The organism is Verrucomicrobiota bacterium (genome assembly GCA_016871535.1).
In the GTDB taxonomy this organism is placed as follows: Bacteria; Verrucomicrobiota; Verrucomicrobiia; order Limisphaerales; family SIBE01; genus VHCZ01.
Map to the genome: position 1 here is coordinate 1 of VHCZ01000035.1, position 24564 is coordinate 24564.

The 24564-nt window shown below is 59.6% G+C and carries 18 protein-coding genes; 13 read left to right on the forward strand and 5 right to left on the reverse strand.

Going from position 1 to position 24564, the window contains the following annotated elements; genetic code table 11:
• Positions 1-136 precede the first annotated feature (136 nt).
• From FJ398_07035 to FJ398_07045, 3 genes are all read left to right on the forward strand, one after another.
• Positions 137-520 (forward strand): clan AA aspartic protease, encoded by a 384-nt coding sequence (locus tag FJ398_07035; GenBank protein ID MBM3837706.1) that lies wholly within the window; start codon positions 137-139, stop codon positions 518-520.
• 47 nt (positions 521-567) lie between these two features.
• The gene (locus FJ398_07040; GenBank protein MBM3837707.1) at positions 568-696 is read left to right on the forward strand and encodes an ORF6N domain-containing protein; all 129 of its coding nucleotides are present in this window, start codon (positions 568-570) and stop codon (positions 694-696) included.
• A 211-nt stretch (positions 697-907) separates the two neighbouring features.
• Positions 908-6052 carry a DUF1549 domain-containing protein gene (locus tag FJ398_07045; protein MBM3837708.1) on the forward strand — a complete coding sequence of 1715 codons (5145 nt, stop codon included), beginning with the start codon at positions 908-910 and terminating at the stop codon, positions 6050-6052.
• Between the two features lie 239 nt (positions 6053-6291).
• On the opposite strand, the gene FJ398_07050 is transcribed toward FJ398_07045, so the two are convergent.
• On the reverse strand, positions 6292-6705 hold the full coding sequence (locus FJ398_07050) for a hypothetical protein (GenBank protein ID MBM3837709.1): 414 nt from the start codon (positions 6703-6705) through the stop codon (positions 6292-6294).
• Between the two features lie 117 nt (positions 6706-6822).
• Here FJ398_07050 and FJ398_07055 point away from each other — a divergent pair, with 117 nt between their 5' ends.
• From FJ398_07055 to FJ398_07100, 10 genes are all read left to right on the forward strand, one after another.
• Entirely contained in the window at positions 6823-8295 is a 1473-nt protein-coding gene (locus tag FJ398_07055) for a DUF1501 domain-containing protein (protein ID MBM3837710.1), read from the forward strand.
• A 168-nt stretch (positions 8296-8463) separates the two neighbouring features.
• A complete protein-coding gene (locus tag FJ398_07060) occupies positions 8464-8982 on the forward strand; it encodes a hypothetical protein (protein MBM3837711.1) in 519 nt (172 codons plus the stop codon).
• Between the two features lie 14 nt (positions 8983-8996).
• Positions 8997-9734, forward strand: a complete 738-nt coding sequence (locus FJ398_07065; protein MBM3837712.1) for a YebC/PmpR family DNA-binding transcriptional regulator — start codon at positions 8997-8999, stop codon at positions 9732-9734.
• Between the two features lie 141 nt (positions 9735-9875).
• Complete coding sequence (locus FJ398_07070; protein MBM3837713.1) at positions 9876-12614, forward strand: RND transporter; 2739 nt, start codon at positions 9876-9878, stop codon at positions 12612-12614.
• A gap of 214 nt (positions 12615-12828) precedes the next feature.
• Positions 12829-14100 (forward strand): hypothetical protein, encoded by a 1272-nt coding sequence (locus FJ398_07075; GenBank protein ID MBM3837714.1) that lies wholly within the window; start codon positions 12829-12831, stop codon positions 14098-14100.
• Positions 14101-14102: 2 nt separating this feature from the next.
• Entirely contained in the window at positions 14103-14849 is a 747-nt protein-coding gene (locus FJ398_07080) for an ABC transporter permease (GenBank protein MBM3837715.1), read from the forward strand.
• Complete coding sequence (locus FJ398_07085) at positions 14846-15613, forward strand: ATP-binding cassette domain-containing protein (GenBank protein ID MBM3837716.1); 768 nt, start codon at positions 14846-14848, stop codon at positions 15611-15613. The genes FJ398_07080 and FJ398_07085 overlap by 4 nt, the downstream gene beginning before the upstream one ends.
• On the forward strand, positions 15610-16581 hold the full coding sequence (locus tag FJ398_07090; GenBank protein ID MBM3837717.1) for an MCE family protein: 972 nt from the start codon (positions 15610-15612) through the stop codon (positions 16579-16581). The genes FJ398_07085 and FJ398_07090 overlap by 4 nt, the downstream gene beginning before the upstream one ends.
• A gap of 209 nt (positions 16582-16790) precedes the next feature.
• Positions 16791-17561, forward strand: coding sequence for a type II secretion system protein (locus tag FJ398_07095; GenBank protein ID MBM3837718.1), 771 nt, complete (start codon positions 16791-16793; stop codon positions 17559-17561).
• Positions 17562-17606: 45 nt separating this feature from the next.
• Positions 17607-18500 (forward strand): hypothetical protein, encoded by an 894-nt coding sequence (locus FJ398_07100; GenBank protein ID MBM3837719.1) that lies wholly within the window; start codon positions 17607-17609, stop codon positions 18498-18500.
• Positions 18501-18954: 454 nt separating this feature from the next.
• Here FJ398_07100 and FJ398_07105 read toward each other — a convergent pair whose 3' ends face one another.
• The 4 genes from FJ398_07105 to FJ398_07120 form a co-directional block, all read right to left on the reverse strand.
• On the reverse strand, positions 18955-19227 hold the full coding sequence (locus FJ398_07105; GenBank protein ID MBM3837720.1) for a hypothetical protein: 273 nt from the start codon (positions 19225-19227) through the stop codon (positions 18955-18957).
• A 108-nt stretch (positions 19228-19335) separates the two neighbouring features.
• Positions 19336-20175 carry a carbon-nitrogen hydrolase family protein gene (locus FJ398_07110; GenBank protein ID MBM3837721.1) on the reverse strand — a complete coding sequence of 280 codons (840 nt, stop codon included), beginning with the start codon at positions 20173-20175 and terminating at the stop codon, positions 19336-19338.
• A gap of 18 nt (positions 20176-20193) precedes the next feature.
• A complete protein-coding gene (locus FJ398_07115; protein ID MBM3837722.1) occupies positions 20194-21717 on the reverse strand; it encodes a sodium:solute symporter in 1524 nt (507 codons plus the stop codon).
• A gap of 191 nt (positions 21718-21908) precedes the next feature.
• Positions 21909-23381, reverse strand: a complete 1473-nt coding sequence (locus FJ398_07120; protein MBM3837723.1) for a hypothetical protein — start codon at positions 23379-23381, stop codon at positions 21909-21911.
• Between the last annotated feature and the right edge of the window lie 1183 nt (positions 23382-24564).

Consider the following 24564-nt stretch of genomic DNA (forward strand, 5'->3'; position numbering starts at 1 on the left):
ACCACTTCCATTGCGTGCGAATGCTGAGATGTCGGGCAGAACGTAACCGAGGAAACAAGCGCTGGACAAGCAAAGAGAAGTTGTTCCGCTGCGTAAAATGGGTTGCTGACAAAGCGCGAAAGCCTAGGATGCGTTCATGGGATTAACGAAGGTGACCACCAAGCTCAGCAACCCTGCCGCGCCGGAACAGAGTTATGAAGCGCTGTTCCTCGTGGACACTGGAGCAACGGACTCTGTGGCGCCTGCTGATGAACTGCGGAAGATCGGGGTTCGCGAAGAAGGCCGGATGGCCTACGAACTTGCGGACGGCACTGTAAAGGAATACGGCTACGGTTTGGCGCGGATCGAGTTCATGGGCGAGATCACCGCCGGCCGAGTCATTTTCGGCGAGCCGGAGGTCGAGCCAATCCTCGGCGTCACCGCGCTCGAATCCGTCGGCATCATGGCCGATCCAGCGAACAAAACGCTCCGGCGATTGCCGGCGATCCCGCTCAAGACCGTGGGTTTCACGTGGAGGTAATCGTGTTTCCCCTGGATCGGGAGGAGGTGCGGAACATATCACAAATTGTGATATGTTCGACGCTCAAGCATGCGCGCAACGTTTTTGCGTTTACAGAACAGAGCGTCGCCATGCTGTCGAGTGTCCTGCACAGTCCGCGTGCCGTGCAGGTAAACATCGAGAGGAGAAAGTTGTGAGGCACTGGGTGGAACGGGCTACCAGCCCGTTTTCGGCGGCAACTTGCCGCCGAACATTGCGGCAGGGTGGTAGCCTGCCGCAACAGGCCAGTGGCCTGTTCCACCCAAAAGGCATTTTCAAAACGCGCTCTAAAACTCTGCTTGGCAATTGGGCCGTTGAAGGGCTAAATTCTGCGATGTAGCCAGTTCAGTTCTTAGCTCTTTACTCTGGATGAAACGCATCGCTTTCTTGGTCTGCGCTCTGGTGGCCGCAACTCGATTTCAATTCGCTGCCCCCGCAGACAAACCCACCGCTGGAACCGACGCTCGCGTCAGTTTCTACAAACAGATTCGCCCCATCCTTCAGGCCAATTGCCAGGGCTGCCACCAGCCCGCCAAATCCAAGGGCGGGTACGTCATGACCGAGTTCGAGCGCCTGCTCGCGCCGGGTGACAGCGGCGAAAAGCCGGTCGTGGCAGGCCAACCCACGGCCAGCCATCTCGTCAAACAGATCACCCCGGTCAAAGGCGAAGCAGAAATGCCCAAAGGCAAGCCGCCTTTAAGTGAGCCCGAGATCGATCTGATTCGCCGGTGGATTGCGGAAGGCGCGAAGGACGACACGCCGCCGAATGCGCGCGAGCGCTTCGACAACGAACATCCCCCGGTCTATACGCGGCCGCCCGTCATCACTTCGCTGGACTATTCTCCCGATGGCTCCCTGATTGCCGTTGCGGGCTTCCATGAAGTCTTGCTGCACAAGGCCGATGGATCGGGTTTGGCCGGACGATTGGTCGGACTATCCGACCGGCTCCAGACCGTCCGGTTTTCGCCCGACGGCAAATTGCTGGCCGTCGCCGGTGGCCAACCCGCGCGCATGGGCGAGGTGCAAATCTGGGACGTGGCAAACAAGAAGCTCGTGGTGTCTGTCCCGATCAGCTACGACACGGTCTATGGCGTGAATTGGTCGCCGGACGGCAAACTCGTGTCGCTCGGCTGTCCGGATAACACGGTCCGCGCGATCGATGCCGCCACGGGCAAACTGGTCCTCCAACAAGGTTCCCACAACGATTGGGTGCTCGACACGGTGTTTTCCAAGGACGGTTCGCACGTCATTTCCGTCGGGCGCGACATGAGCGCCAAGTTGACGGAAACGGCCTCGCAGCGGTTCATCGACAACATCACCTCGATTACTCCGGGCGCGCTGCGCGGCGGCATCCAGAGCGTGGCACGGCATCCTGCAAAAGATGAAATTCTCGTTGGCGGCTCGGACGGGATTCCCCAAATCTATCGGGTCTTCCGCCAGACCGCGCGCAAGATCGGCGACAACGCCGCGTTAATCCGCCGGTTCCCCGCGATGGAAGGACGCCTCTTCAGCGTCGATTACAGCGCAGATGGGAAACGCATCGCCGCCGGCGCCAGCCTCGACGCGCACGGCGCCGTCAATATTTATGACGCCGTCTTCGATTCGACGATTCCGACCAATCTGGTGAAGTCGCTGGAGAAGGAAGTCTTCGCCCAAAGCGCCGAAGAAAAGGCCGCCATTGAGAAATATGTCACGTCCGACGTGAAGCTCGTGGCCTCCGCGACTTTCACCAACGCCGCGATCTATGCGATCAGTTTCAGTCCCGACGGCAAGCGGGTGGCGGCAGGCGGCAACGACGGTCTCGTTCGGCTGATCGAAGCCGAATCGGGAAAAGTGCTGCAAGAATTCGCCGCCGCACCGATCACTGCGACAACGGCGACGCCCGCGGAAGCTGAAAAACTCGAAACCCGAAACCCGAAACCCGAAACTGCTCATACCACCTCGGCTCAGCCTGAGACCACGAAAGAGTCCCTGCCGAAAGGCGCTGAAGTCGCCGCTCTGGAAGTCGAGCCGTCGCAGATACGGCTCCCACGGCGCAATGAACATGTCCAGCTCATCGTTGTGGCGAAACTCGCTTCGGGTGACACGGCGGATGCCACCCGGCTTGCCTCCTATTCGGTGAGCAACGATCTGGGCGAGGTTTCCGAACGAGGCCGGTTCACCGTTCGGAAAAATGGATCGGGCTCGATCCAGGTTGCGCTCGCGGGAAAAACCGCGACGGTTCCGGTGGAAGTGTCTGGATTGAAGGAGACGTTTGAAGCGGACTTCGTGCGAGACGTGAACCCCGTTCTCTCGAAATTGGGCTGCAACGCCGGCACCTGCCATGGCTCCAAGGATGGCAAGAACGGCTTCAAGCTTTCCCTGCGCGGTTACGATCCAATCTTCGACGTGCGGGCGTTTGCGGACGATTTGGCGGCGCGCCGCGTCAACCTCGCTTCGCCGGACGACAGTTTGATGCTGTTGAAAGCCACCGGAGCCGTGCCGCACGAAGGCGGGCAACGGACCACGATGGATTCCGAGTACTACGCCATCCTGCGGCAGTGGATCGCAGACGGGGCGAAGCTCAATGAAGAGTCCGCCCGCGTGACGCGCATCGAAATCATGCCGAGAAACCCGACCGTGCAGGACATTGGCGCGCGCCAGCAAATGCGGGTCGCCGCGACCTATGCCAACGGCTCCACGCGCGACGTCACGGCCGAGTCATTCATCGACAGTGGCAACACGGACATCGCCTCGGCCGATCCGTCCGGGCTGATCACGACCTTGCGCCGGGGCGAAGCGCCGATCCTGGCGCGCTACGAGGGCGCCTATGCGGCGACCACGCTCACGGTGATGGGCGACCGCAGCGGTTTCGTCTGGAAGGACCAACCGGCAAACAATCGCATCGACCAGCTTGTCGCCGCGAAATGGAAGCGGATGAAGATTCTACCGAGCGACCTCTGCACGGACACCGAATTCATCCGCCGCGTGTATCTCGATTTGGTTGGGCTGCCGCCAAGCGCCGAAGATGTCCGGCTGTTTCTCGAAGACTCACAGGAGGTTCAAATCAAGCGCGACGCGCTGGTCGAACGGCTCATGGCCAGCCCGGAGTTCGTGGAGCATTGGGCCAACAAGTGGGCGGACTTGCTGCAAGTGAACCGCAAGTTCCTCGGCGAACCCGGGGCCCAGCTTTTCCGCGACTGGATTCGCAAGGAGATCGAAAACAACACGCCGTACGACGAATTTGTCCGCAAGATCCTGACCGCCTCCGGTTCAAACAAGGAAAACCCGGCCGCTTCTTACTACAAAGTGCTGCGTGCTCCGACCGAGACAATGGAGAACACCACCCACCTGTTTCTGGCGACTCGATTCAACTGCAACAAGTGCCACGATCACCCGTTCGAGCGCTGGACGCAGGATCAGTACTACCATCTCGCTTCCTTCTTCGCGCAAGTCGAGTTCAAGAAGGACCCCGCGAGTGGGGATCGGATGGTCGGCGGCACCGCCGTGGAGGGGGCGAAGCCGCTCTTCGAAATCGTGGCGGACAAGAAGGAAGGCGACGTCAAACACGACCGCACGGGTAAAATTACGCCGCCGGATTTCCCGTATCCCGCGAAATTCAGTTTGAGCCAGACCAATGAAACGCGCCGCGAAAAGCTCGCGTCCTGGCTGACGTCGTCCGACAATCGCTATTTCGCGCTGAGCTACGTGAATCGATTGTGGGGTTACTTGATGGGCGTGGGGCTGATTGAGCCGCTGGATGATATTCGCGCCGGCAATCCGCCGAGCAATCCGGAGTTGCTCGACTATCTGGCGCGAGAGTTCATCCAAAGCGGCTTCAACACGCGGCACATGCTTCGTTTGATCTGCCAGTCGCGCGTTTATCAGCTTTCGATCACGACGCACGAATGGAACGTGGACGACAAAATCAATTATTCCCACGCGATGGCGCGGCGTTTGCCGGCGGAGGTTTTGGTCGATGCGGTGTTTCGGGTGACCGGTTCCACCTCGTTTTTCCCCGGTCTTCGACCCGGGACGCGCGCCCAGCAGTTGCCTGATTCGGCGGTGGATTTGCCCAGCGGTTTCCTCGCTAATCTGGGCCGTCCGCCCCGCGAGAGCGCCTGCGAATGCGAACGCAGCAACGACATTCGGCTCAGCTCGGTCATGTCGCTCCTGAGCGGGCCGGCCGTCTCTGCCGCCGTGAACGATCCGCGCAACGACCTGGCGTCGCTCGTCCGGGCTGAACCGGACGACCGAAAGCTCGTTCAGGAGGTTTTCCTCCGCGTCCTCAACCGACCGGCCGCGGACCATGAAGTCGATTCCACGCTGGCGACGATGAACGAGATGGCGCGAGATCACGGCCGCCTCACCAACGCGCTGGCCAAGGCCGAAGCCGAATGGACTGTCACCAGGCAAAAGCGCGAGAAAGAACGCGCGGAAGCCGTCGCCAAAGCTGAAGCGGAGTTGACCGCGTATTTGTCGCAACGCGCGCCGAAAATCGCGGCGATCGAACGCCAGCGCCAGGAGAAGATCGCGGCCGCGGATCTGGCCGTAAAGGAAGCCGAACCTTCTTTGCCCGAAAAGCTGTCCCGGTGGGAAGCCGAACTGGAGGATGAACGCTTTGCCACGCGGTGGATTCCGCTCGCCTTGAACGATGTCAGAGGCACGGGATCGGTGAAACTTGAAAAGCTGGCCGACGGCTCGGTGCGATCTTCGGGAAGCAAAGGCGAGTTGCCCAGTTACATCGTCAGCGCGGAGACGACCCTGGGCAAGATCACCGGGCTGAAGCTCGAAGTGCTGCCCGACGAAAGCTTGCCGGCGTTTGGTCCGGGCTTCAAAGACGGCAACTTTTTCTTGAGCGAGATCGCCGTGGAGGCGGGCAACAAAACGAATGCGGCGAAGCTGGCCAGGATAAAAATCAAGGATGGCCGCACGGACCTGATCGAGGACAAATATGATTTGAAGCACGTGTTCGATGGGAGAAGCGAGCAAGGCCGCGCGGAAGGATGGACGATCGGCTACTCGAAAGTCGGAGAAGCGCATTGGGCCGCATTTGAGTTTGAGAAACCGGTTGCGGAAAAGGATGGGGCCGCCTTGAGAATCACTCTCCAGCATGCGTACCAGGCGCCTTACGAGATCGGACGGTTCCGGATCTGGATCACAACCAATTCAAAGCCGATGGCGGAAGGACTCCCTTCGGATGTCGCCGAGGCGCTGAAAATTCCCCCGTTGGTGCGGACACCGCAGCAGGCCGCAAAGGCGCTGGATTACTATCGCTCTCTTGACGTTGGGATGCGGAAGCTGGAGCAGACTCTGGCGCTGGCGCGCAAACCGTTGCCTGAAGATGAGAAACTGAAGGAATTAGAAATAAGCCTGGCTCGTGCCGCCCGCCAAATCGAGACCGACCCGGCTTTGGCGCAGTTGCGTCAGGATGTGGAACTGAGCACGAAGCAGCTCAAGAATCGGCGTCTGACCGGAGCGCAAGACCTGGCGTGGGCGCTGATCAACACACCGTCATTCCTGTTCAACAGATGATCGCGATGCGGAAACCACTTCAACGCAGACGTGAGAGACGGCGTGTTTGTTCCCTGATCCGTTCCGCCCGGAATGGTCGATATTCGTCCTGGGAAGCTGCGAGCAACTCTCGCCAGCGCGCAGGGTTGCCTCCGGCTTCGGACAGAGCTTGCTCGGCGAGCCGGCGAATGGTTTCCAGTTTGGCGGGTTTCTCGGCAGGGGAACACTGCTCTGCATCCCATCGCGCCGCAAGCAAGGCTTCAAGCCTTGGATTTCGCGCCATGCTCGAACACTTCGGACAAAATCGACTGTCGCTGTTCGGAAGTCAGATAATGTTCGCCAGCGAGCGTGGCATGCAGGAGCTCGAGTTCGGCTTCGACTGCCTCAAGGTTGATGCCCTGTGGAGTTGGCGGGACATCCTGAAGTCGGGCGAGGATCGACAGTTCCTCGCCATCAGCGATGATCTGCGTGAGATAAGCGCGATGGAATCGCCGGTCGGCCTCGGTGGGAGTTTGCAGCACCATGATTTCATCCGACGCCGCGCGGAACTCCTCGACGCGCTCGAACCAACGCGCGACCTGGTTGCCCAAGTGTTGGTCGCGTTCAATGGCCTCACGATGCCGCCGTTCGGCTGCACGACGCGCCGTTTCCCAACGATCTGTTACCGTGCTCATGCTGGAAAAAGTGCCAGCACTGGAACCCCGTGTAAAGCCGCGACGGAAGCCCACAAACGCCTTGAACGGAAACCGAATCGGCTTACATTCTAAACAACGCCTAACCCGTCAAAACTTATGCTACATATCCCTGGTGAATTCTGCACGGACCTCTGTGACGCCAACATGAAGCTGACGCGCCGCGATCTCCTTCGGATCGGCGGATCGAGTATTCTTGGCCTTTCGCTTGGATCGATGTTCCAACTGACCGCCCGCGCCAAAGAAGCGGGCGAGAAGGGCGGCGGTCCGGGCTGGGGCAAAGCCAAAAGCGTCATCATGGTTTATCTCCAGGGCGGACCGAGCCATCTGGACCTCTGGGACCCCAAGGAGAACGTGGAGGACAAGATTCGCAGTCCGTTCAAGTCGATTCCGACGAAGATCCCCGGCGTCAATTTCACGGAGATTCTGCCGCAACTCGCGAAGGTGAACGACAAGTTCACCATGATCCGCTCGATGAGCTACACGCCGAACGGTCTTTTCAACCACACGGCGGCGATTTACCAGATCATGACCGGGTACACGACGGACAAGGTCAGCCCCTCCGGCCAATTGGAGCCGCCGAACCCGAAAGATTTCCCGAACTTCGGCTCGAACATCATCCGGCTCAAACCGGTTACGGACCCGATACTGCCGTTCGTCATGCTCCCTCGTCCGCTTCAGGAAAGCAACGTCGTCGGCAAAGGCGGCACGGCTGGCTTTCTCGGCAAAGCGTTCGATCCCTACTATCTCTTCCCCGACGGCGATGACATGGACATGACGAAGATGGACAAGGTCAAGACGGACGACCTTAAGTTGCCGCAAGAAGTGTTCGCGATGCGTTTGCAGCGGCGCGCCCGGTTGCGCGACACGTTGAACGACGCGATGCCGCAGATTGAGAAGGCGGTCGAAAGCTACAACCTCGACGAATACTACCAGCGCGCCCTGAACCTGATCGTCTCTGGCCGGGCGCGATCCGCCTTTGACCTGGGCCAGGAGCCGGACGCGGTGCGCGACCGTTATGGCCGGACCACATTCGGTCAAAGTTGTTTGTTGGCGCGGCGTCTGGTCGAGGCCGGCACGCGCGTCGTCGAAGTCGTCTGGCCCAAAGTGGCGAACTCGGACAATCACTCGTGGGACGTGCACGTGGGGCTCACCCAGCGCATGAAGAACCAATCAGGGCCGATGCTTGATCAAGGGCTTTCGGCGCTCTTCGAGGACCTCGATCAACGCGGTTTGCTCAGCGAAACGCTCGTCGTTGCCATCGGTGAATTCGGGCGCAGCCCGCAGAAAGGCTTGAGCACGTCTGGCAACAGCAACAGTCCGGATGGCCGAGATCATTGGCCCTATTGCTACACGTCGGTCATCGGTGGAGCCGGGATCCGGCAGGGTTACGTCCACGGCAAATCCGACAAGACCGCTTCGAGTCCGGCCGAGGAGCCGGTGCATCCGATGGAAGTGCTGGCGACCATTTACCACTCCTTCGGCATCGATCCGGACACGATCGTGTACAACCACCTCAACCAGCCGCGCGAACTGGTGAAAGCCCACGCCGTCACCAAGCTGTTCGCGTAATTGGACCGGTCAGGTCTCACCGGCGTCGGTTTTGTAGTCCCGCCTTTAGGCGGATCCGACGGCCGACCGGCTAAAGCCAGCTAAAGCCGGGGCTACAAACGATGTTCGATGTTGGATGTTCGAAGTTCGGCCGCTACACTCCGAACATTGCACTTTGAACATTGAACTTTGAACTTCCTCAAGCACAGCTTCTTCCTGGCTTGCGTCACCGCACTCGGACTTACGGGTTGTGCGGGCTACCGTCTTGGACCGACTTCGGGAGCGGTCGCCAGAGCAAAATCGATTCGAGTCAATCCCTTCCAGAACGAGACCTCCGAGCCGCGCTTGATCGAGCCGGTGGTCTCCGCGATCCGCAAGCATCTGCAGCAAGATGGCACGTATCATCTGGCGACGCGCGGCGCGGCGGACATTATCGTGAATGGGGTTTTGACCCGTTATGAGCGGGAAGGGGTTTCGTTCCAACCGCAAGACATCCTTACCGCTCGGGATTTCAACGTCCGCGTCGCGGCCCGCATTACGGCTATCGAACGAGCCACGGGAAAAACGATCCTGGACCGCGAAGTAACGGGCCGGACCAGCCTTCGTCCAGGAGCCGATTTCGCCAGCGCGGAAAGGCAGGCCGCGGCGCTCCTGGCCGACGACCTGGCCAGAAATGTTGCCTCGCTCCTGGTGGATGGGACATGGTAAGGAGATTTTAATCTATGGCAGGACACAGCAAGTGGGCGAAGGTCAAGCATTTCAAAGGGGCCATCGACGCGAAACGCGGGCGCATCTTCTCGAAGCTCGCCCGCGAAGTCACGATTGCCGCCAAAATGGGCGGAGGCGACCCGGATATGAATGCCCGGCTCCGGATGGTGTTGCTCAAGTGCCGGAGCGCGAACATGCCTTCGGACAACATCGAGCGCGCGATCAAGCGGGGCACGGGCGGCGGCGAAGGCGCCAACTTCGAGGAGTTCGCTTACGAAGCGTTCGCTCCTCATGGCGTGGCCCTGCTGATCGAGGTCAGCACCGACAATCGCAACCGCACCGCTTCGGAAATCCGCAGTCTGCTGACCAAAGGCGGCGGAGCGATCGCCACCGCCGGTTCGGTCACCCGGCTCTTCCATCGGAAGGGCCAGATCATCGTCCCCCGCGAAGCCGCGAACGAAGATGACCTGATGGGTCTGGCGCTGGACGCCGGCGCCGAGGATTTCAAAGCCGAGCCGGAAGGCTACGAAATCATCACCGAGCCTGCGCAATTTGAAGCCGTTCACAAGCAGGTGGAAGGCAAAGGCATCAAGTGCGCCGCGGCGCAGGTGACTTCCATTCCTTTCATCACGGTGCCGCTGACCGACCCTGCCGCCGTGGCCACGGTCTCAAAGCTGATTGAAGCGCTGGAAGACCACGACGACGTCAAGGATGTCCACACCAACGCGGAGTTTCCAGGAGATGCAGCGTAGCACTTTGTCCGTGGGCGCGCATCCAGCCGGTAGGGCGAGCCTGTCCCCAGCGAGCGGAGTCGGACGTGTTCCACTCACGTGGAGCGGCTCGCCGGGACGGACTCGCCCTACCCATGAAGTGGGACTCCGATTTTACTAGCCATGCGCTCTCCGTTTGAATCGCTTCCGGCCCGGGTGCTGCGCTTACTGGCGGGCTGTGTTTACCGCTACCCTCGGCTGTTCCTCTATCCCCACGCGGTTCTGTTGCTCGTTTCGATCTTCTACACGATCGATCAATTGGAGTTCAGCACGAGCCGGGACAATTTGGTCGGCTCGAACAAGAAGTACCACACGAACTTCCTGCATTTCAAAAAGGAGTTCGCCGTCCAGGATGATCACGTCGCCGTCGTCGAGAGTGAAGATCGGGAGAAGAACCGCCAATTCGTGGAACGCCTGGGCGCCAGGCTGGAAGCCGAGACGAATCTCTTCAAAAGTGTCTTTTACAAAGGCGATTTGAAAATGATGGGGCCGAAAGCGCTCCTGTTCCTCCCCGAAGCGACCCTCGCCAATCTCCACCAAACCCTCAAAGACTACCGGCCTTTTTTGCAGCAGTTCGCGCAGGCGACCAATCTGAATTCCCTGTTCCGCCAGATCAACCACCAGTTTCGCACGGCCCGACAAGAGGAGAACTCGGAGAACAAATCGCTGATCGGCGCGCTCCCGGCATTGCGGCGGATCATCCAGCAGGCCACCGATAGCCTCAATCGTTCGGGCACGCCGCCCTCTCCCGGCATCTCGGCTTTGTTCAACGCGGGGGAAGAGGCCGAGGAGCAGCAGTACGTGACCTTCGCCCATGGCCGAATTTATCTGGTCTCGGCGCGAGCGCTAACCCGGGAACTGGACAGCCGGGCCGTAAAACGCTTGCGCGAATTGGTCCAGAAAACTCAGGAGGAAGTCCCCGGCGTCAACGTCGGGATCACGGGAGAAACGGTCCTGGAGCACGATGAAATGAATCAATCTCAGGAGGACTCGACGGTGGCCGCGATCGTGTCCCTGCTGCTTTGCGCGCTGCTGTTCATCGTGGCCTATCGGGAAACAGGCCGGCCCATCAAAGCCATCGCCAGCCTGGTGGTTGGCCTGGCTTATACCATGGGTTTTGCGACGTGGGCCATCGGACACCTGAATATTTTGACCGTGACCTTTCTGCCGATTCTGAGCGGCCTCGCCATCGACTTTGGCATTCATCTGATCACACGCTACGAAGAGGAATTGCGCCGGGGCCGAGCCGTGAGCGAAGCGCTCGAAAAAGCCATCGTGAACACCGGATTGGGGATATTCACGGGCTGTTTCACCACCGCGGGTGCGTTTCTCGCGATGGGCCTCACGGACTTCAAAGGAATCCAGGAAATGGGAATCATCACCGGGGGCGGGATGCTGATTTGTTTGGCGCCAATGATGACCTTGCTCCCGGTTCTTCTGATGCGGGGGAATCAGAACGCGATGGACCAGCACACGGCGCAAATCGATCGGCGCGCGCGGATCGAGCGGATCTGGCTCGAAAGGCCGGTCTGGGCCATCGCGATCACGGCGATGCTTTGCGGTCTTTCGATGACACAGTTTGGCAGGGTCTATTTCGACTACAATCTCCTGAACATGCAGGCCAAAGGACTGCCTGCCGTGGAGTTCGAGAGGAAACTGATCGACGGCGCTTCAAAGTCCGTTCTGTTCGCCGCCGTGGTGGCTGACTCCGTGCCAGAGGCGGTTCGATTGGAGCCTCAACTCACGAATTTGACCGCGGTCTCAAGCGTCGATTCGATGAGCCGATTTCTCGCCGAAGACCAAACCGTGAAGTTGATCCTCGTGAAGCAAATCAAGGAAGAGATCGCGCCAATCTGTTTTGCGGAGACAGACGGGGAATCGGCGAACACGGCTGAACTGCGCGAAACCCTTGGATTCACCCAAAGCTACTTGAGTCTCGCGGGGAAAGCGGTTGAAAAGGAAGGCGACACAGAACTCTTCCAGGAATTGAAGGCGCTGTGGGATGCCATCGAGGCCCTGCGGCATCGCATCAGTCTCGGTGAATCGGCAAAGGATTCGGCCAAATTGACCGCGTTTCAACGGGCTCTCTTCGCGGACATTCACCAGACTTTCGAGGCCCTGAAAACCCAAGATGACCGGGCGCCGCTGCGCGCGGAAGATTTGCCGGAAGGCCTTCGGACACGATTCATCGGAAGATCCGGGAAACAGCTCCTGCAGGTTTATCCGAAAGAGGACGTCTGGCAGCGGGACAAGCAACAGGAGTTCATCGAGCAGATCCGCACGATTGATCCCAACGTGACCGGGACGCCAGTCCAGCTTTTCGAGTACACCCGGTTGCTCAAGGAGAGTTATGAGGAGGCCGCGTGGTACGCCCTGGGGGCCATTGCCCTGTTGGTGCTCGTGCATTTCCGCCGGGTTTCCAGTGTGCTCCTGGCGTTGTTGCCCGTAGGCATTGGCACCGCGTGGCTGGTGGGCTTGATGGGTTTCCTGGGAGTTCCGTTCAACCCGGCGAACATCATGACCTTGCCGCTGGTCATTGGAATCGGCGTGACCAATGGCGTCCACATCTTGAACCGGTTCACTGAGGAAAGGAACCCCGGAATCCTCGCCAAGAGCACCGGAAAAGCGGTGCTGGTTTCGGGACTGACGACGATCGCTGGCTTTGGAAGTTTGATCCCCGCCAAGCACCAGGGCATCGCTAGCCTGGGAATCGTGATGTCGGTGGGCGTGGCGACCTGCATGGTCGCTGCACTGACCCTCTTGCCCGCACTGCTTAACCTGAGAACGCGCTCGAAGTGGAAAACAAAAGAACCCAGTGGCGACAGTCTATTATCGACACTGGGTCAGGAGGAACCGAGGTAAAAACCTCAATTAACGGTCGGACGCTAGTTGGCCGTTACGAGGAAGTCAAACGATTATCTTCATGGATTCACGAGCATTCCGAATTGTAGTCCTCGCGTCTTTCAGTCTTATGCTGCGCACGGCTCAGGGCGAGGAGCACTCTTTCGGCCCCCTTTTTGACCGGAGTGCCCTGACACTCAGCATCGGAACTCGCACGGAACTCTTTGGGCCTTTCATGAGCCGCGAATTGGCGGAATCCGGAAGCTCAATCACATTTTCACCGCTGTTCACCTACCACAGCGATCTCGGAGCCGACGCCAAAGAACTGAGCGTTGTTTACCCGATATTGAGTCACAAACGTTTCGGGGCGGAGTATCGGTTTCAGTTCCTCCAGGCTTTCAGTTTCGCGGGCGGCGCCAGTTCCCAAGGGCAAACCAATAGCCGCTTTACGCTTTTCCCGTTCTACTTCCAGCAACGTTCATCCGATTCGAACCGGAATTACACCGCCGTAGTGCCTTTGTTCGGCCACCTGGAAAACCGGTTGTTCCGAGATGAAGTGGACTTTGTGCTGCTTCCGCTTTACTTGAAGACCCGGAAGCGCGACGTGACGACGGCGAATTATCTTTTTCCGTTTTTCCACCGCCGACAGGGTGACGGGCTGGCCGGCTGGCAACTCTGGCCGTTGGTTGGAATGGAACACAAAGCCGTCACGGCCAGGACCAATGCCGTCGGCGATATTGAGAAGGTGGGCGGGCACGACAAAACGTTCTTCCTCTGGCCGTTCTACTTCAACAACAAGCTCGGCCTGGGAACCGAAAACCCGGAAACCCAGCGCCTGCTCCTCCCGCTTTTCAGCGCTCAACGCTCTCCCCGCCGCGACTCCACAACCTATTTCTGGCCGCTCGGTTTCACTTACACGCATGACCGCGAGAAGCAATACCGTGAGTGGGACGCTCCCTGGCCGTTGGTCGTGTTCGCCCGAGGCGAAGGCAAAACGGCCAACCGCATCTGGCCGCTCTTCAGCCAGGCCAGGAACGCGACCCTCGAAAGCGATTTTTATCTCTGGCCCCTCTACAAATCGGACCGCGCCAACTCCAGCCCGCTCGACCGCAGAAGGACTCGCCTTTTGCTCTTTCTTTACTCGGACCTCACCGAACGAAACACCTCAACGGGCACCGCTTTGGAACGAACCGATCTCTGGCCGCTGTTCACCGCCCGCCGCGATCACAACGGCAACGAACGCCTCCAGATGTTCAGCCTCATCGAACCGCTGCTCCCGGCCAGCAAGACGGTGGAGCGGCTCTACTCCCCGCTCTGGTCGGTCTGGCGCTCGGAAAAGAACCGTTCGACCGGCGCCGCCAGCCAATCGTTCCTGTGGAACTTGTATCGCCGCGAAATCACCCCTACCTCGAAAAAATGCTCGCTGCTGTTCGGCCTGTTCCATTATCAATCGGACCCCAACGGCACGCGGGTGCGGTTGTTTTACGTGCCAATAAAGAAAGGCTAGCGATGTTCCAAAACATCGGCGAGATCGTGGTTCTGTTCTGGAAAACGCTCCGGGCGTTGCCCAAGACTTTTCGCCAGCGCCGAAAAGTCTTTGAGCAACTCTTCGAAATCGGCAACGCCAGCCTGTTGATGGTTTGCATCCTCTCGCTCTTCATTGGCGGGGTCGTCGCCCTGGTCAGCGGGCCGGTGCTCGCCGAGCGAGGGCTCTCCAGCTACATCGGCGGGCTGGTGGGCTTGTCCATGTGCAAAGAGCTCGCGCCCGTGATGATGGCTGTCCTCATTGCCGGGCGGATCGGTTCGGCGATGGCCGCCGAAATCGGCTCCATGCGCGTGTATCAAGAGATCGACGCCTTGCGCACCATGAACATCAATCCGGTGGATTACCTGGTCCTGCCCAGACTCGTGGCGATCAGCTTCGCCCTGCCTGTCCTGGTCATTTTCTCGATCCTGATCGGCTGGCTCGGTGGCGCGGTGGTGTCCACGACGAACCACCGCATCGGCGTCCCTTTCCAATCCTTCTTCAACAATCTGCGTCAGATGGTGGAATTCGGCGATGTGTTCAATGGCTTTATCAAGAGCTGCGTTTTCGCGGTCGTCATCGGCATCGTCTCGTGTCATCAAGGCCTCCAAACGATCGGAGGCCCGCGCGGCATCGGCCGGTCGGTGACCAAAGCCGTGGTCAACTCCATCGTCCTCATCGTGATCCTCGATTATTTTTTGACGCGCCTCCTGCTCTTCCTGGACCTATGAGCGACGCGACTCTCACCCAGAAAGGCATTGGCGTCCGCGTGCGCGGGCTGCGCAAAAGCTTTAACGGCCAGACGGTGCTCCAGGGAATTGACCTGGACGTCGCCCCGGGAGAAATCTTTGTCATCATGGGGCCAAGCGGAAGCGGCAAATCCGTTTTGCTCAAACACATCATCGGTCTCGAGGAACCGGATCAAGGCGAGATTCTGGTCGAAGGCGAGCCGATTCAGTCCGAGACCGTCCGGGACAAATACCGCCTGGCCATGGTATTCCAGTCGGGCGCTCTCCTGAACTCACTCACCGTCGGAGAAAACGTCGGCCTCTTTTTGAGCGAACATCGCCTCAAGCCCCAGTCCGAAATCGACCGCATCGTTTCGGAGAAACTCGCACTCGTCGATCTCCAGGGGCTGGAGTCGCGCTCTCCGAGCGAACTTTCGGGCGGAATGAAGAAACGCGCCGCCATTGCGCGCGCCCTCGCCATGGACCCGCAATTGATCCTTTACGATGAACCGACGAGCGAACTGGACCCCCTCATGGCCGTGACGATCGCGGAAGAGATTCTGAAGCTCAAACAGCGCATGCACGTCACCTCCATCGTCGTGTCGCACGACCGCGACCTCGCGTTCAGCGTGGCCGACCGCATCGCCATGATTCACCAGGGCAAAATCCTGGCTATCGGGGTTCCCGCCGAAATCAAAAGGAATTCCGATCCGTTAATCCAAAAATTTCTGACCGCTGAATTCAGTCCGGAGAAAATGATATTATGAAAAACACACTCGAAACTCGTCTGGGAATCTTCTTCGCCCTCGCGCTCATCGCCGCGACTCTGATCTTGGAAATGGTCGGCGGCACCGATTTCTTCAAGCGCGGCTCCACCGTCCGCGCCCGCTTCAACAGCGTCCAGGAGCTTAAAGAGGGCGACCCCGTCAAAATGGCCGGCGTCCAGATCGGCCGCGTCGAAACAATCGCCCTGGCCGACAACAAAGTGGAAGTCGTCATGAAACTGACGCGGCGCGATCAGGTCCGCACCGACAGCAAAGCGACCATCAAATTCGTCGGCTTGCTCGGCCAGCATTACGTGGCCATCGATTTCGGCACCCAGGCCGCGCCGCTGGCCACGGCCGACACGCTCCTGCAATCCATCGAGCCGGTCGATATGAGCACGATCATGGTCAAGCTGGACAGCGTCGCCACCGGCGTGGAAAACCTGACCAAAAGTTTCGGCGGCGACACGATTCAGAACTTGCTCGGCCCGTTCACGGATTTCTTGAAAGAGAACCGACCGAAGCTTTCCGCCGCGCTTGATAATCTCACCAACATTTCCACCCAGATCGCCAAAGGGGAGGGTACGATTGGCCGGCTGATTTACGATGACACGCTCCATCAATCCGCGTTGAACACGCTGACCAACTTCAACCGCACGGCCGACGACCTCCGGGGCACGATTGCCGAGGCGCGAGGCGTGGTGGATCAAGTCAACGCCGGCGCCGGCACGCTGGGCAAACTGGTCAAGGACGAGACGCTCTATCGCGAGACCGCGTCCGCCATGACGCAGGCTCGCGAGATTCTCCAGAAGATCAACCAGGGCCAGGGGTCCGTGGGCAAGCTCGTCAACGACGAGAGCCTCTTCAAAAACGTGAAACTCACCTTGCAGAAGGTCGAGAAAGCCACCGAAGGCCTGGAAGACCAGGGCCCGCTCAGCGTGCTCGGAATCGTCGTGAACAGCCTGTTTTGATCGGCCCAATTTTTGACCACGGATGACACGGATATCACGGATTGGAGAGGCCAAGGCGCCGTTCACTTCGTTCCCCATCCGTGTGATCCGTGTCATCCGTGGTTAATCTGGTTGCTGCTTGCCGCGTTGTATTGATTCGCGGTGGCCCGTGATCCGGGGATTTCGCGGCTTGCATTTTGGGGCTTCCAGCGCGATCAATCTTGAAGCCCATGAAAACCGCAGGGCACGCCATCCGCCGGAATCCGGCATTCACGCTCATCGAACTGCTCGTCGTCATCGCGGTCATCGCCATGCTCGCGAGCCTGCTTTTGCCGGCGCTTTTCAAAGCCAAAGAAGGCGCGCGGTCCGCGAAGTGCAAGAGCAACATGCGCCAGGTCACGTACGGATTGCTCATGTACGTCGGCGACCATTCGGATTATTTCCCCTGGGCCGGCGGGGTGGATCGCGATCTGCCCGAAGACTGGATGTTCGGCGGCCAGCCCGATCCGCAAACGGTCAACCCGCGCAATTGGGAGAACCCGCCGCTCACCCATGGATTCCATGCCGAGGCAGGTTCCGCGTTCAGTTACGTCACCGGACTTCCGATCCATCGGTTGCCCGGCAACCGCGTGGACTTGAGCCACACGAACACCTACGAGATTTATCGGTGTCCAAGCACCGGAAAGCCGGGGAAGGCGTTGCGCGTGAATTACAGCGTCAACAGTCTGATCGACGGAATCGAGTATCCGCCGCGCGGCGTGCTCCTCTCTCGCGTGCCGAGTCCCGTGACGAAGACGCTGTTGTTCAACGAAGATCCCAAAACGATGGACAACGCCAGCTTTCGGCCGGGCGGCAGCGCGGCCGGAGGCAATTTTGTCATGCACAGCGGCCGCATTAACGTCGTGTTCATCGACGGCCACATCGAACAGATCAAGCACCAGCGCGTCCTGGATATTCAGTGGGGCGCGAACGTGGACGTTTATTTTACGCCGTACAGGTAAGTAGAACCGGTTCCGCCTTACGCACGAACCTTATCTTCGAGCACCGTGTCCAAGCGTCCAAGGCCTACGTTTAACTGGATCCCTTGGTGGATCATTGCACTCGCCGCGTGCCTGGAGATCTCGTCGGCCGACCTGGAAACCATTCCGAGGGCCCGTTGGCTTGCGGATTCTGACAACGATGGCGACAGCTTCCTCGTCGAAGGCCAAGGACAACAGTTGCGCATTCGCCTTTACTTCGTCGATTGCCCGGAAACATCGGCAAGCGCAACTACTGATGCCGAGCGGGTGCAGGAACAGATGCGGTACTTCGGACTGACCAATGCCGCGCAGGTCATTCGGTTCGGCGAGGAAGCCAGGCGTTTTACCGAGCGGATGCTTGCCAGGCCGTTTACCGTTCAAACCGCTCGCGCCAAGGCGCCCGGTCGGTTTGGAGGGCGTGTCTATGCGTTCATCAAAGTTGCTTCCGGTGACGACCTCGCCGAAATGCTGGTGCAGGAAGGCCTGGCCAGAGCCCATGGCGTGGAGCGTGAATCTGCCACGGGTGTTTCAGCCCAGGAAACGAGCCGAAAACTCAAAGACCTGGAAGACTCAGCCAAGCTGAAAAAGGCCGGCATCTGGGCCGAATCGAACCCGGATCGCATCCCCGAAATGCGCCTGCAGCAGCGTCAAAAACTACAAGAGCTGGATCGCCTGCGCCAGGAATCCAAAGCCGCCCGAGCAACGAACCAACGACGCATCGACCTGAACACCGCGAGTGTTCGGGAACTGAAATCGGTGTCTGGCATCGGCTTGGTGCTTGCGCAGCGCATTATCCAGGCGCGGCCTTTCCAATCCGTGGACGATCTGCTCCGAGTCAAAGGCATAGGACAAAAGAAATTGGACGCGATTCGACCTCGCGTCGTAGTCAATCCAAGAAGAACCGCGCCTGATCCAAAATGACGTGGCCTTCGAAGGTTTCCAATGAGGAAGGTATTGATCCGAGCACACAACACTGCGGTGGCTCCTTCAGGTATGTCGGCGCTGCCACTGATCCGGTGAAACTGATCCCAGGCGCGGGAACCCGATTGTCGCGCAAGTTCGGGAGCACATGCTTGTGATGAGGAAAGGTGGACGCCAGGGCCGCGATTTCTGGATGCTCCCACGGGTCATACCAGCAGACCTTCTCGCCTGCGCGATACACCTCGTAGCTGTAGGTCCGAACTCGATGCGCTGCGAAATCAATCAACTCCCACACATAAAATGAATGCCGCCCTGACATTCGACGCAGCCCTCTAATTGGGCCAGCGTCGCACCGATAGGCGCAAGCGTGAGATTTAACCGACGATAAAGGAATGCCGCTCCCGAAGCGCGTAAACGAAGGCGCTGTAACTCGTGATGTCGTCCAGCGGCTCGCTCATGCGCCCGCCGGCTCAAGGGCTAAGACCCCAAGGCCCGACCGCCGGCGCAGTTCGCGGAGATGTTCATAAACCAGTCGGCGGTACTGCGCTTCGCGCTCCTGCTTCGCCTCGTAAAAGCCGGCCCAGCGGATGAAATCGCGCGACTTCTCCAGTTCCCCGGCCCGGTAGCAGTGGTAGAAATCGGCAGACAGCAGACCATATTGCTCTTCCAATGCGGCCAACTCCGCGTCCAGGCCATGAATGTCACGGATGATCTCTTCGCGTTTCATGCCCCTCAAAATAGGGCAGCAGCGCTCGCACAACAAGCCTGCAAAACGCCATGGCAAGACAACTTATCGATTTCTCTCCTCGTGTCCGCGCACGGTCTGTGTCCGGCATCAACGAGGCTGCCGGCCTTCCAGTTCTGCCCTCCAGACCCGCGCCCAGCCATCGCCTTGCGCGGCGCGTTTTTGAGGCTGGATTTCGACCGTAAGGATGCTTTCAGCCTCAACGCCGTACGGTCCGCGCACGACCGGTTCTCCTGTAGGCCCAACTACCAACGAACAACCGATGCACTTCCGGCCCTTCCAGGGACCCGACTCGATCCAGCCGACATTGCTCGCGCCCGCGATCCAGAGGCTAAAGTCCTTCGCCACAGGCCCGTAATTATCGATCCAAAGCTTGCCGTACGGATTCTCCGCGTTGTCGTGATCGGCAGGCACCGCCCAGGCGCATGGGGAAAGAATCACTTCGGCCCCCATGTAACCCAGCGCGCGGCTCACGACCTGTCCGCGCGCAAAACCGTCCGCGCAAATCATCAGGCCGATCGTGCCCAGCTTCGTGCGCGCAACTTGCAATCGATCGCCCAGCGCATAGACATGACGTCCAATCTCCAGTTCATTGATCTTGCGATGGTGGAGGAGAATTTCGCCAGCCGGATCGATGAAGACGGCCGCGTTGAAAATCTTGCTCCCTGCCCGTTCGACCAGGCCGGAGCAAAGGTGCACTCCAGTTTCTCGCGCCAGGCGGCGCAAGCGCGCGCAGGACTCGCCGTCCGGGACTTCGTCTGCCTCCGTTTCCGCCGAAGGATCCGTCCAGCCCAAGGTCAACGCTTCAGGCAACAACACAACTTCGGCGCCGTCTGCGGCGGCGCGGCGGACCCACTCCTCCGCATGCTTGAGGTTCTCCAGTTTGCGTCCGGCTCGGACCACCATCTGAATGAGAGCGAGTTTGAACATGGCTGACCTGTGAACTGATTATCGATCACTTTGGTTCCGTGGGCTGCCCGGCCACGGTGCGCCCGATTGATCTCCAGTCTGCCGTACGATGACCCACAAACCAATGTACGTGAACAGCCCGTTCACCATGAGCAGTTCGAACCCAAACTTGTAGCCGCCAAACCAGGCCTGCGAGTTCGCGTTCAGCACGTAGGAGAGGATCGGGGAGAGCACGCAGACCACCGGCACGAGGCCGTCCTGGACCCGCCGTTTGTGCAGCAAGCCAAACGCGAAGAGGCCCAGCAACGGTCCGTAAGTGTAGCCCGCCAGGTTCAAAATGATTTGAATCACGGCTTCACCTTTGGCCAGCGCGGCCAGGCCCAGGATGACAGCCAGCAGCAGCGCGGCGAACCCAAAATGGACCTGGCGCCGAAGCGAAATTCTCCGCTCTTCCGTCCAGGCCTTCTTCTGATCCATCTCCATCAGGTCAATGCAGAACGAAGTCGTCAGCGTGGTCAGCACCGAGTCGGCGCTGGAAAACGTCGCCGCCGTCAATCCCGCAAGGAACACCACCGCGGCGAAGGATCCCAGGTGTTGGAGCGCGAGCAGCGGGAACAATTGATCCGTGTTCTTCGGCACTTCGACCCCTTTCGCTTTCGCGTAAAGGTAGAGCAAGGCCCCCAGCGACAGGAACAGCACATTCACCAGCAGCATCACCAGGCTGAACGCGTAAATGTTTTTCTGGGCATCGCCGAGGCTTCGGCAACTCAGGTTCTTTTGCATCATGTTTTGATCCAGCCCCGTCATGACGATGGCGATAAAGGCGCCGCTGACGAATTGTTTCCAGAAGTATTTCGGCTCCTGCCAATCCCAGAAGAACACGCGCGAGTAATCGCTTTGCCAGACGGACGAAATGATCTCGCCGAATCCAAGGTTCAACTCCCCCGCAATCGCCGTGATCGACAACACCACGCCCAGGAGCAAGAACGTGGATTGAAACGTGTCCGTCCAGACCAACGTCTTGATCCCGCCTTTCAAAGTATAGACGAGCATGAGCAGAATGATCGTGGTCACCGTGGCCCAGAACGGCACTTTCCAAACGCCGAACAGCAGCCAGCGATCGAACAGGAACGGATGAATCACACTGGCCGCCAAATACAGGCGCGCCGCGGCTCCGGCGGTCCGCGACAGCAAAAAGAAAAACGATCCGCTCTTTTGGGCAAAGGGGCCGAACCGCGTCCGCAAGTAACTGTAGATCGAAGTCAGATTGAGCCGGTAGTAGAGCGGCAGCAAGACTTGGGCGATGACGACGTAGCCCAGCACATAGCCCAGCACGATCTGGAGATAGGAGAACTGATTGGTTCCGACCTGGCCCGGCACGGAGATGAACGTGACGCCGGAGAGCGAGTCGCCAATCAGGCCGAACGCGACGGCGATCCACGGCGACGCTTTGTTGCCCAAAAAATACGATGCGCTCGTGGCGTTGCGGCTGGTGATCCAGGCGATCAGCAGGAGAAAGCCGAAGTAACCCAGGATGCAGCTCAGGACGAAAGCCGGGGACATGGGGTTGATCCGAGTTTCGACGGGGAGCGCACGCGCCCTCGCGTGCAGGGGTCGGCGCCTTCGCCGACCACAAGGCTGCCATCGAACCAATCACCATTGAGTGACCGTCTGCCGCCTCCCTTCCGACTGGCGAGGCGCCGGTCGGAACACGCGAGGGCGCGTGTGCTCCCCAATCTCGACTGCATAGTTGGCTAAGGCTTCAAACCCAACTGCTCCGCCAGCATCGTGTAAAGCGGGTCGATGTTCTGGAGCGGGCCGACGCTGATGGCCGAGCCGATGACCAGTTGCGGCATGCGGCCATCCCGCAATTCGCGCGAGTTCGATTCGTAGAGGGCAACGGCAGTCTGGATTTGTCTCGTTACCCAGGGGTCTGCCAGGGCCTGTTCCAGCGTTTCGCGGCCCACCAGTTCTTCCGCGCGCTGCCTGACATCATTCAGCGGCAGCGGTGAAGGCGGGTGAAAGAGCCACGAATCGAATTCGGAAAAGGCCTCCGGTTTGGCGCGCCACACCGCCAGCCCGAACTTCGCGTACTGGCACGCGTTGGCGTGGGCGCTGGAGGTGCGCTTCACCAGGTGATTGCAGTCCGCATCCAGCGGCATGGGCAACGAAACAATCGCGAGCTGATTGCTGAAGCGTCGCTGAGCTTCGAGCAACAGCCCGTGCATGTCCCGGCAATAATGGCACGTGTAATCGAACAAACTCACGGTCAGATGCGGCGCGCTCGGCAAACCGATGATGGGCAATTCGTCCACGGCCAGCCGATGCTTCCCCTGGTGCAGAACAATTTCACGCCGTGCCGACGGGGCGGGATTCGTCGGTGTGGCATTCGGTCCGGCCGTTCCCGAAGGCTGCGCCGGGATTGACGGCGCGCTTCCTGAAATGGGCTGAACCGAGACCGTCCGAGTTTCGGTGGAGCCACTGGGTTGTCCGCTTTCTTGGCCCGCCGTTTGCGCCGAAGCATTTGTGGACGGCGCGGCGGCGCCTTCCATCCTCTTCACCGCATACGTCTTCTTTGCCACCAAAGCCTGGCCAGCCAACAAAACCAGCAAGGCGCCGACTCCCGCGAATGCGAATTTGATCACTTCGCTTCGCCTGATTCCCAGGGTCTTCGGAGGCCAGTGGAATCGATCCGTCCCCGAAGCGCCGGTTCGAGACGCAACATTCCTTAAGAGGAGGCCGGCGGCCACCGCCGCGCTGGCGTGCGCTGTCAGACAGAAGGCGCAAAAGCTTTTGATCACGAGCGCCTGCAACCCCACGAACCAGACCGCCGCACCGAGAATCACGACCGAGAGCGCGACCATGGCCAGCGAACAATTCCGTCGTCGTGCCTCCGACGCGCGGCCACCGATCTGAAATGTCGTCCAGAGCAGGGTCAGGTAAACGATTGCCGCGGGCACTGCCACCGGAATTCCCAGCCAGTGGGACCAACGGCTCTGCAGAACTTTGTCGCAGCCCGACTCAGGACCGCAACCCGGCAGCGATCCGCCTTTGAACGACACCCACGCCAGATAAACCGCGATGACCGAGGAGAGGAGGAGGAACACCCTGGCCGGGACAAGTCCCTGGCTTTTCGCAGCCGGCGCCGATGCTTCGGTCGTTTGCGGTCTTTCTCGAGACTGCGTTGCGCCCGCGTGATGCCGTCTTCTGTGTCGCCGTTTGTTCATACTTGAAAATGACGGCTACTTTTAGAGCATTTCCCCAACCGACGCGAGCCGCAAATCCAAAATCCTTCGCACTCGCACTCTCACGAGCCGGCAAAATGAAAGACTCGCGCCGTTCAGCGCCATTGTGGTTCCATAAACGCAAACTGTGACACCGCCTCGTCTGCCCGCCATCGCTATGAAAAAACCTGACTGCCGTTCTCTGTTGCTCGCCGCGCTGCTCAGCGTCGCGGCGGCCGCGGAACCTGGAGCCGAGACCGAGCAGCCCGCGGCAAGCTTGCCGCGAGGCGTCGCGGGAGTATGGGATGTGGGAAAAGCGCATCGCGACTCTACGCCGAGTCGCGAGCGAATTTGTCTCAATGGTCTATGGCTCTGGCAGCCCGCTGCCGCCCAGTCACAGAAAGTGCCTGCTGAAAATTGGGGCTACTTCAAAGTCCCAGGCTCCTGGCCGGGAATTACGGATTACATGCAGAAAGACAGCCAAACCGTCTTCGCGCATCCGAACTGGAAAGAGCGGCCGCTCCGCAGCGTCACCTCCGCGTGGTACCAACGCGAGTTTACCGTGCCCGGCGATTGGGCCGGACGCCGAGTCGCGCTCCAGATCGAATACTTGAATTCACTGGCGGCCGTTCTCGTGGATGACCAACCCGTCGGCGAAGTCCGATTTCCAGGCGGCGAACTGGATCTCAGTTCAGTCTGCACGCCGGGTCGCGTGCAACGGCTCAGTTTGCTGGTCGTGGCGCTGCCGCTCAAAGGCGTCATGCTGTCCTACACCGACAGCGCTTCGGCGCGCGAAGTGAAAGGTTCGGTCGCGCGACGAGGGCTATGCGGGGACGTATGGCTGGTCAGTGCGCCGTCCGGGCCGCGCATTACCGACTTGAAGGTGGACACGTCCGTGCGCAAGCAAGAGCTGGCGGTTGAAGCGACGCTCGAAGGTTTGGCTGCAGACGCGCGTTACGCGTTTCGCGCGCGCGTCCTCAAGGAGGGCCGTGTCGTCCGAGAATTCAGCAGTCGGATCTTCCAGGCGAGCGAACTGAACAACGGCCGGATCGGCACGACTGAGAAATGGATGCCCGAACAACTCTGGGACGTCCATACGCCCCAACACACGTACGATCTGGAAGTCGCGCTGCGGAATGACGCGGGCCGCATTCTGGACACGCAGTCGCCCGTGCGCTTTGGCTTC

Bases quoted from the DNA above. Each gene is read 5' to 3' on its own strand.
- FJ398_07035 (MBM3837706.1), top strand. From the start codon at position 137: ATGGGATTAACGAAGGTGACCACCAAGCTCAGCAACCCTGCCGCGCCG.
- FJ398_07045 (MBM3837708.1), top strand. From the start codon at position 908: ATGAAACGCATCGCTTTCTTGGTCTGCGCTCTGGTGGCCGCAACTCGA.
- FJ398_07050 (MBM3837709.1), bottom strand. From the start codon at position 6,705: ATGAGCACGGTAACAGATCGTTGGGAAACGGCGCGTCGTGCAGCCGAA.
- FJ398_07055 (MBM3837710.1), top strand. From the start codon at position 6,823: ATGCTACATATCCCTGGTGAATTCTGCACGGACCTCTGTGACGCCAAC.
- FJ398_07065 (MBM3837712.1), top strand. From the start codon at position 8,997: ATGGCAGGACACAGCAAGTGGGCGAAGGTCAAGCATTTCAAAGGGGCC.
- FJ398_07070 (MBM3837713.1), top strand. From the start codon at position 9,876: ATGCGCTCTCCGTTTGAATCGCTTCCGGCCCGGGTGCTGCGCTTACTG.
- FJ398_07075 (MBM3837714.1), top strand. From the start codon at position 12,829: ATGAGCCGCGAATTGGCGGAATCCGGAAGCTCAATCACATTTTCACCG.
- FJ398_07080 (MBM3837715.1), top strand. From the start codon at position 14,103: ATGTTCCAAAACATCGGCGAGATCGTGGTTCTGTTCTGGAAAACGCTC.
- FJ398_07085 (MBM3837716.1), top strand. From the start codon at position 14,846: ATGAGCGACGCGACTCTCACCCAGAAAGGCATTGGCGTCCGCGTGCGC.
- FJ398_07090 (MBM3837717.1), top strand. From the start codon at position 15,610: ATGAAAAACACACTCGAAACTCGTCTGGGAATCTTCTTCGCCCTCGCG.
- FJ398_07095 (MBM3837718.1), top strand. From the start codon at position 16,791: ATGAAAACCGCAGGGCACGCCATCCGCCGGAATCCGGCATTCACGCTC.
- FJ398_07105 (MBM3837720.1), bottom strand. From the start codon at position 19,227: ATGAAACGCGAAGAGATCATCCGTGACATTCATGGCCTGGACGCGGAG.
- FJ398_07110 (MBM3837721.1), bottom strand. From the start codon at position 20,175: ATGTTCAAACTCGCTCTCATTCAGATGGTGGTCCGAGCCGGACGCAAA.
- FJ398_07115 (MBM3837722.1), bottom strand. From the start codon at position 21,717: ATGTCCCCGGCTTTCGTCCTGAGCTGCATCCTGGGTTACTTCGGCTTT.
- FJ398_07120 (MBM3837723.1), bottom strand. From the start codon at position 23,381: ATGAACAAACGGCGACACAGAAGACGGCATCACGCGGGCGCAACGCAG.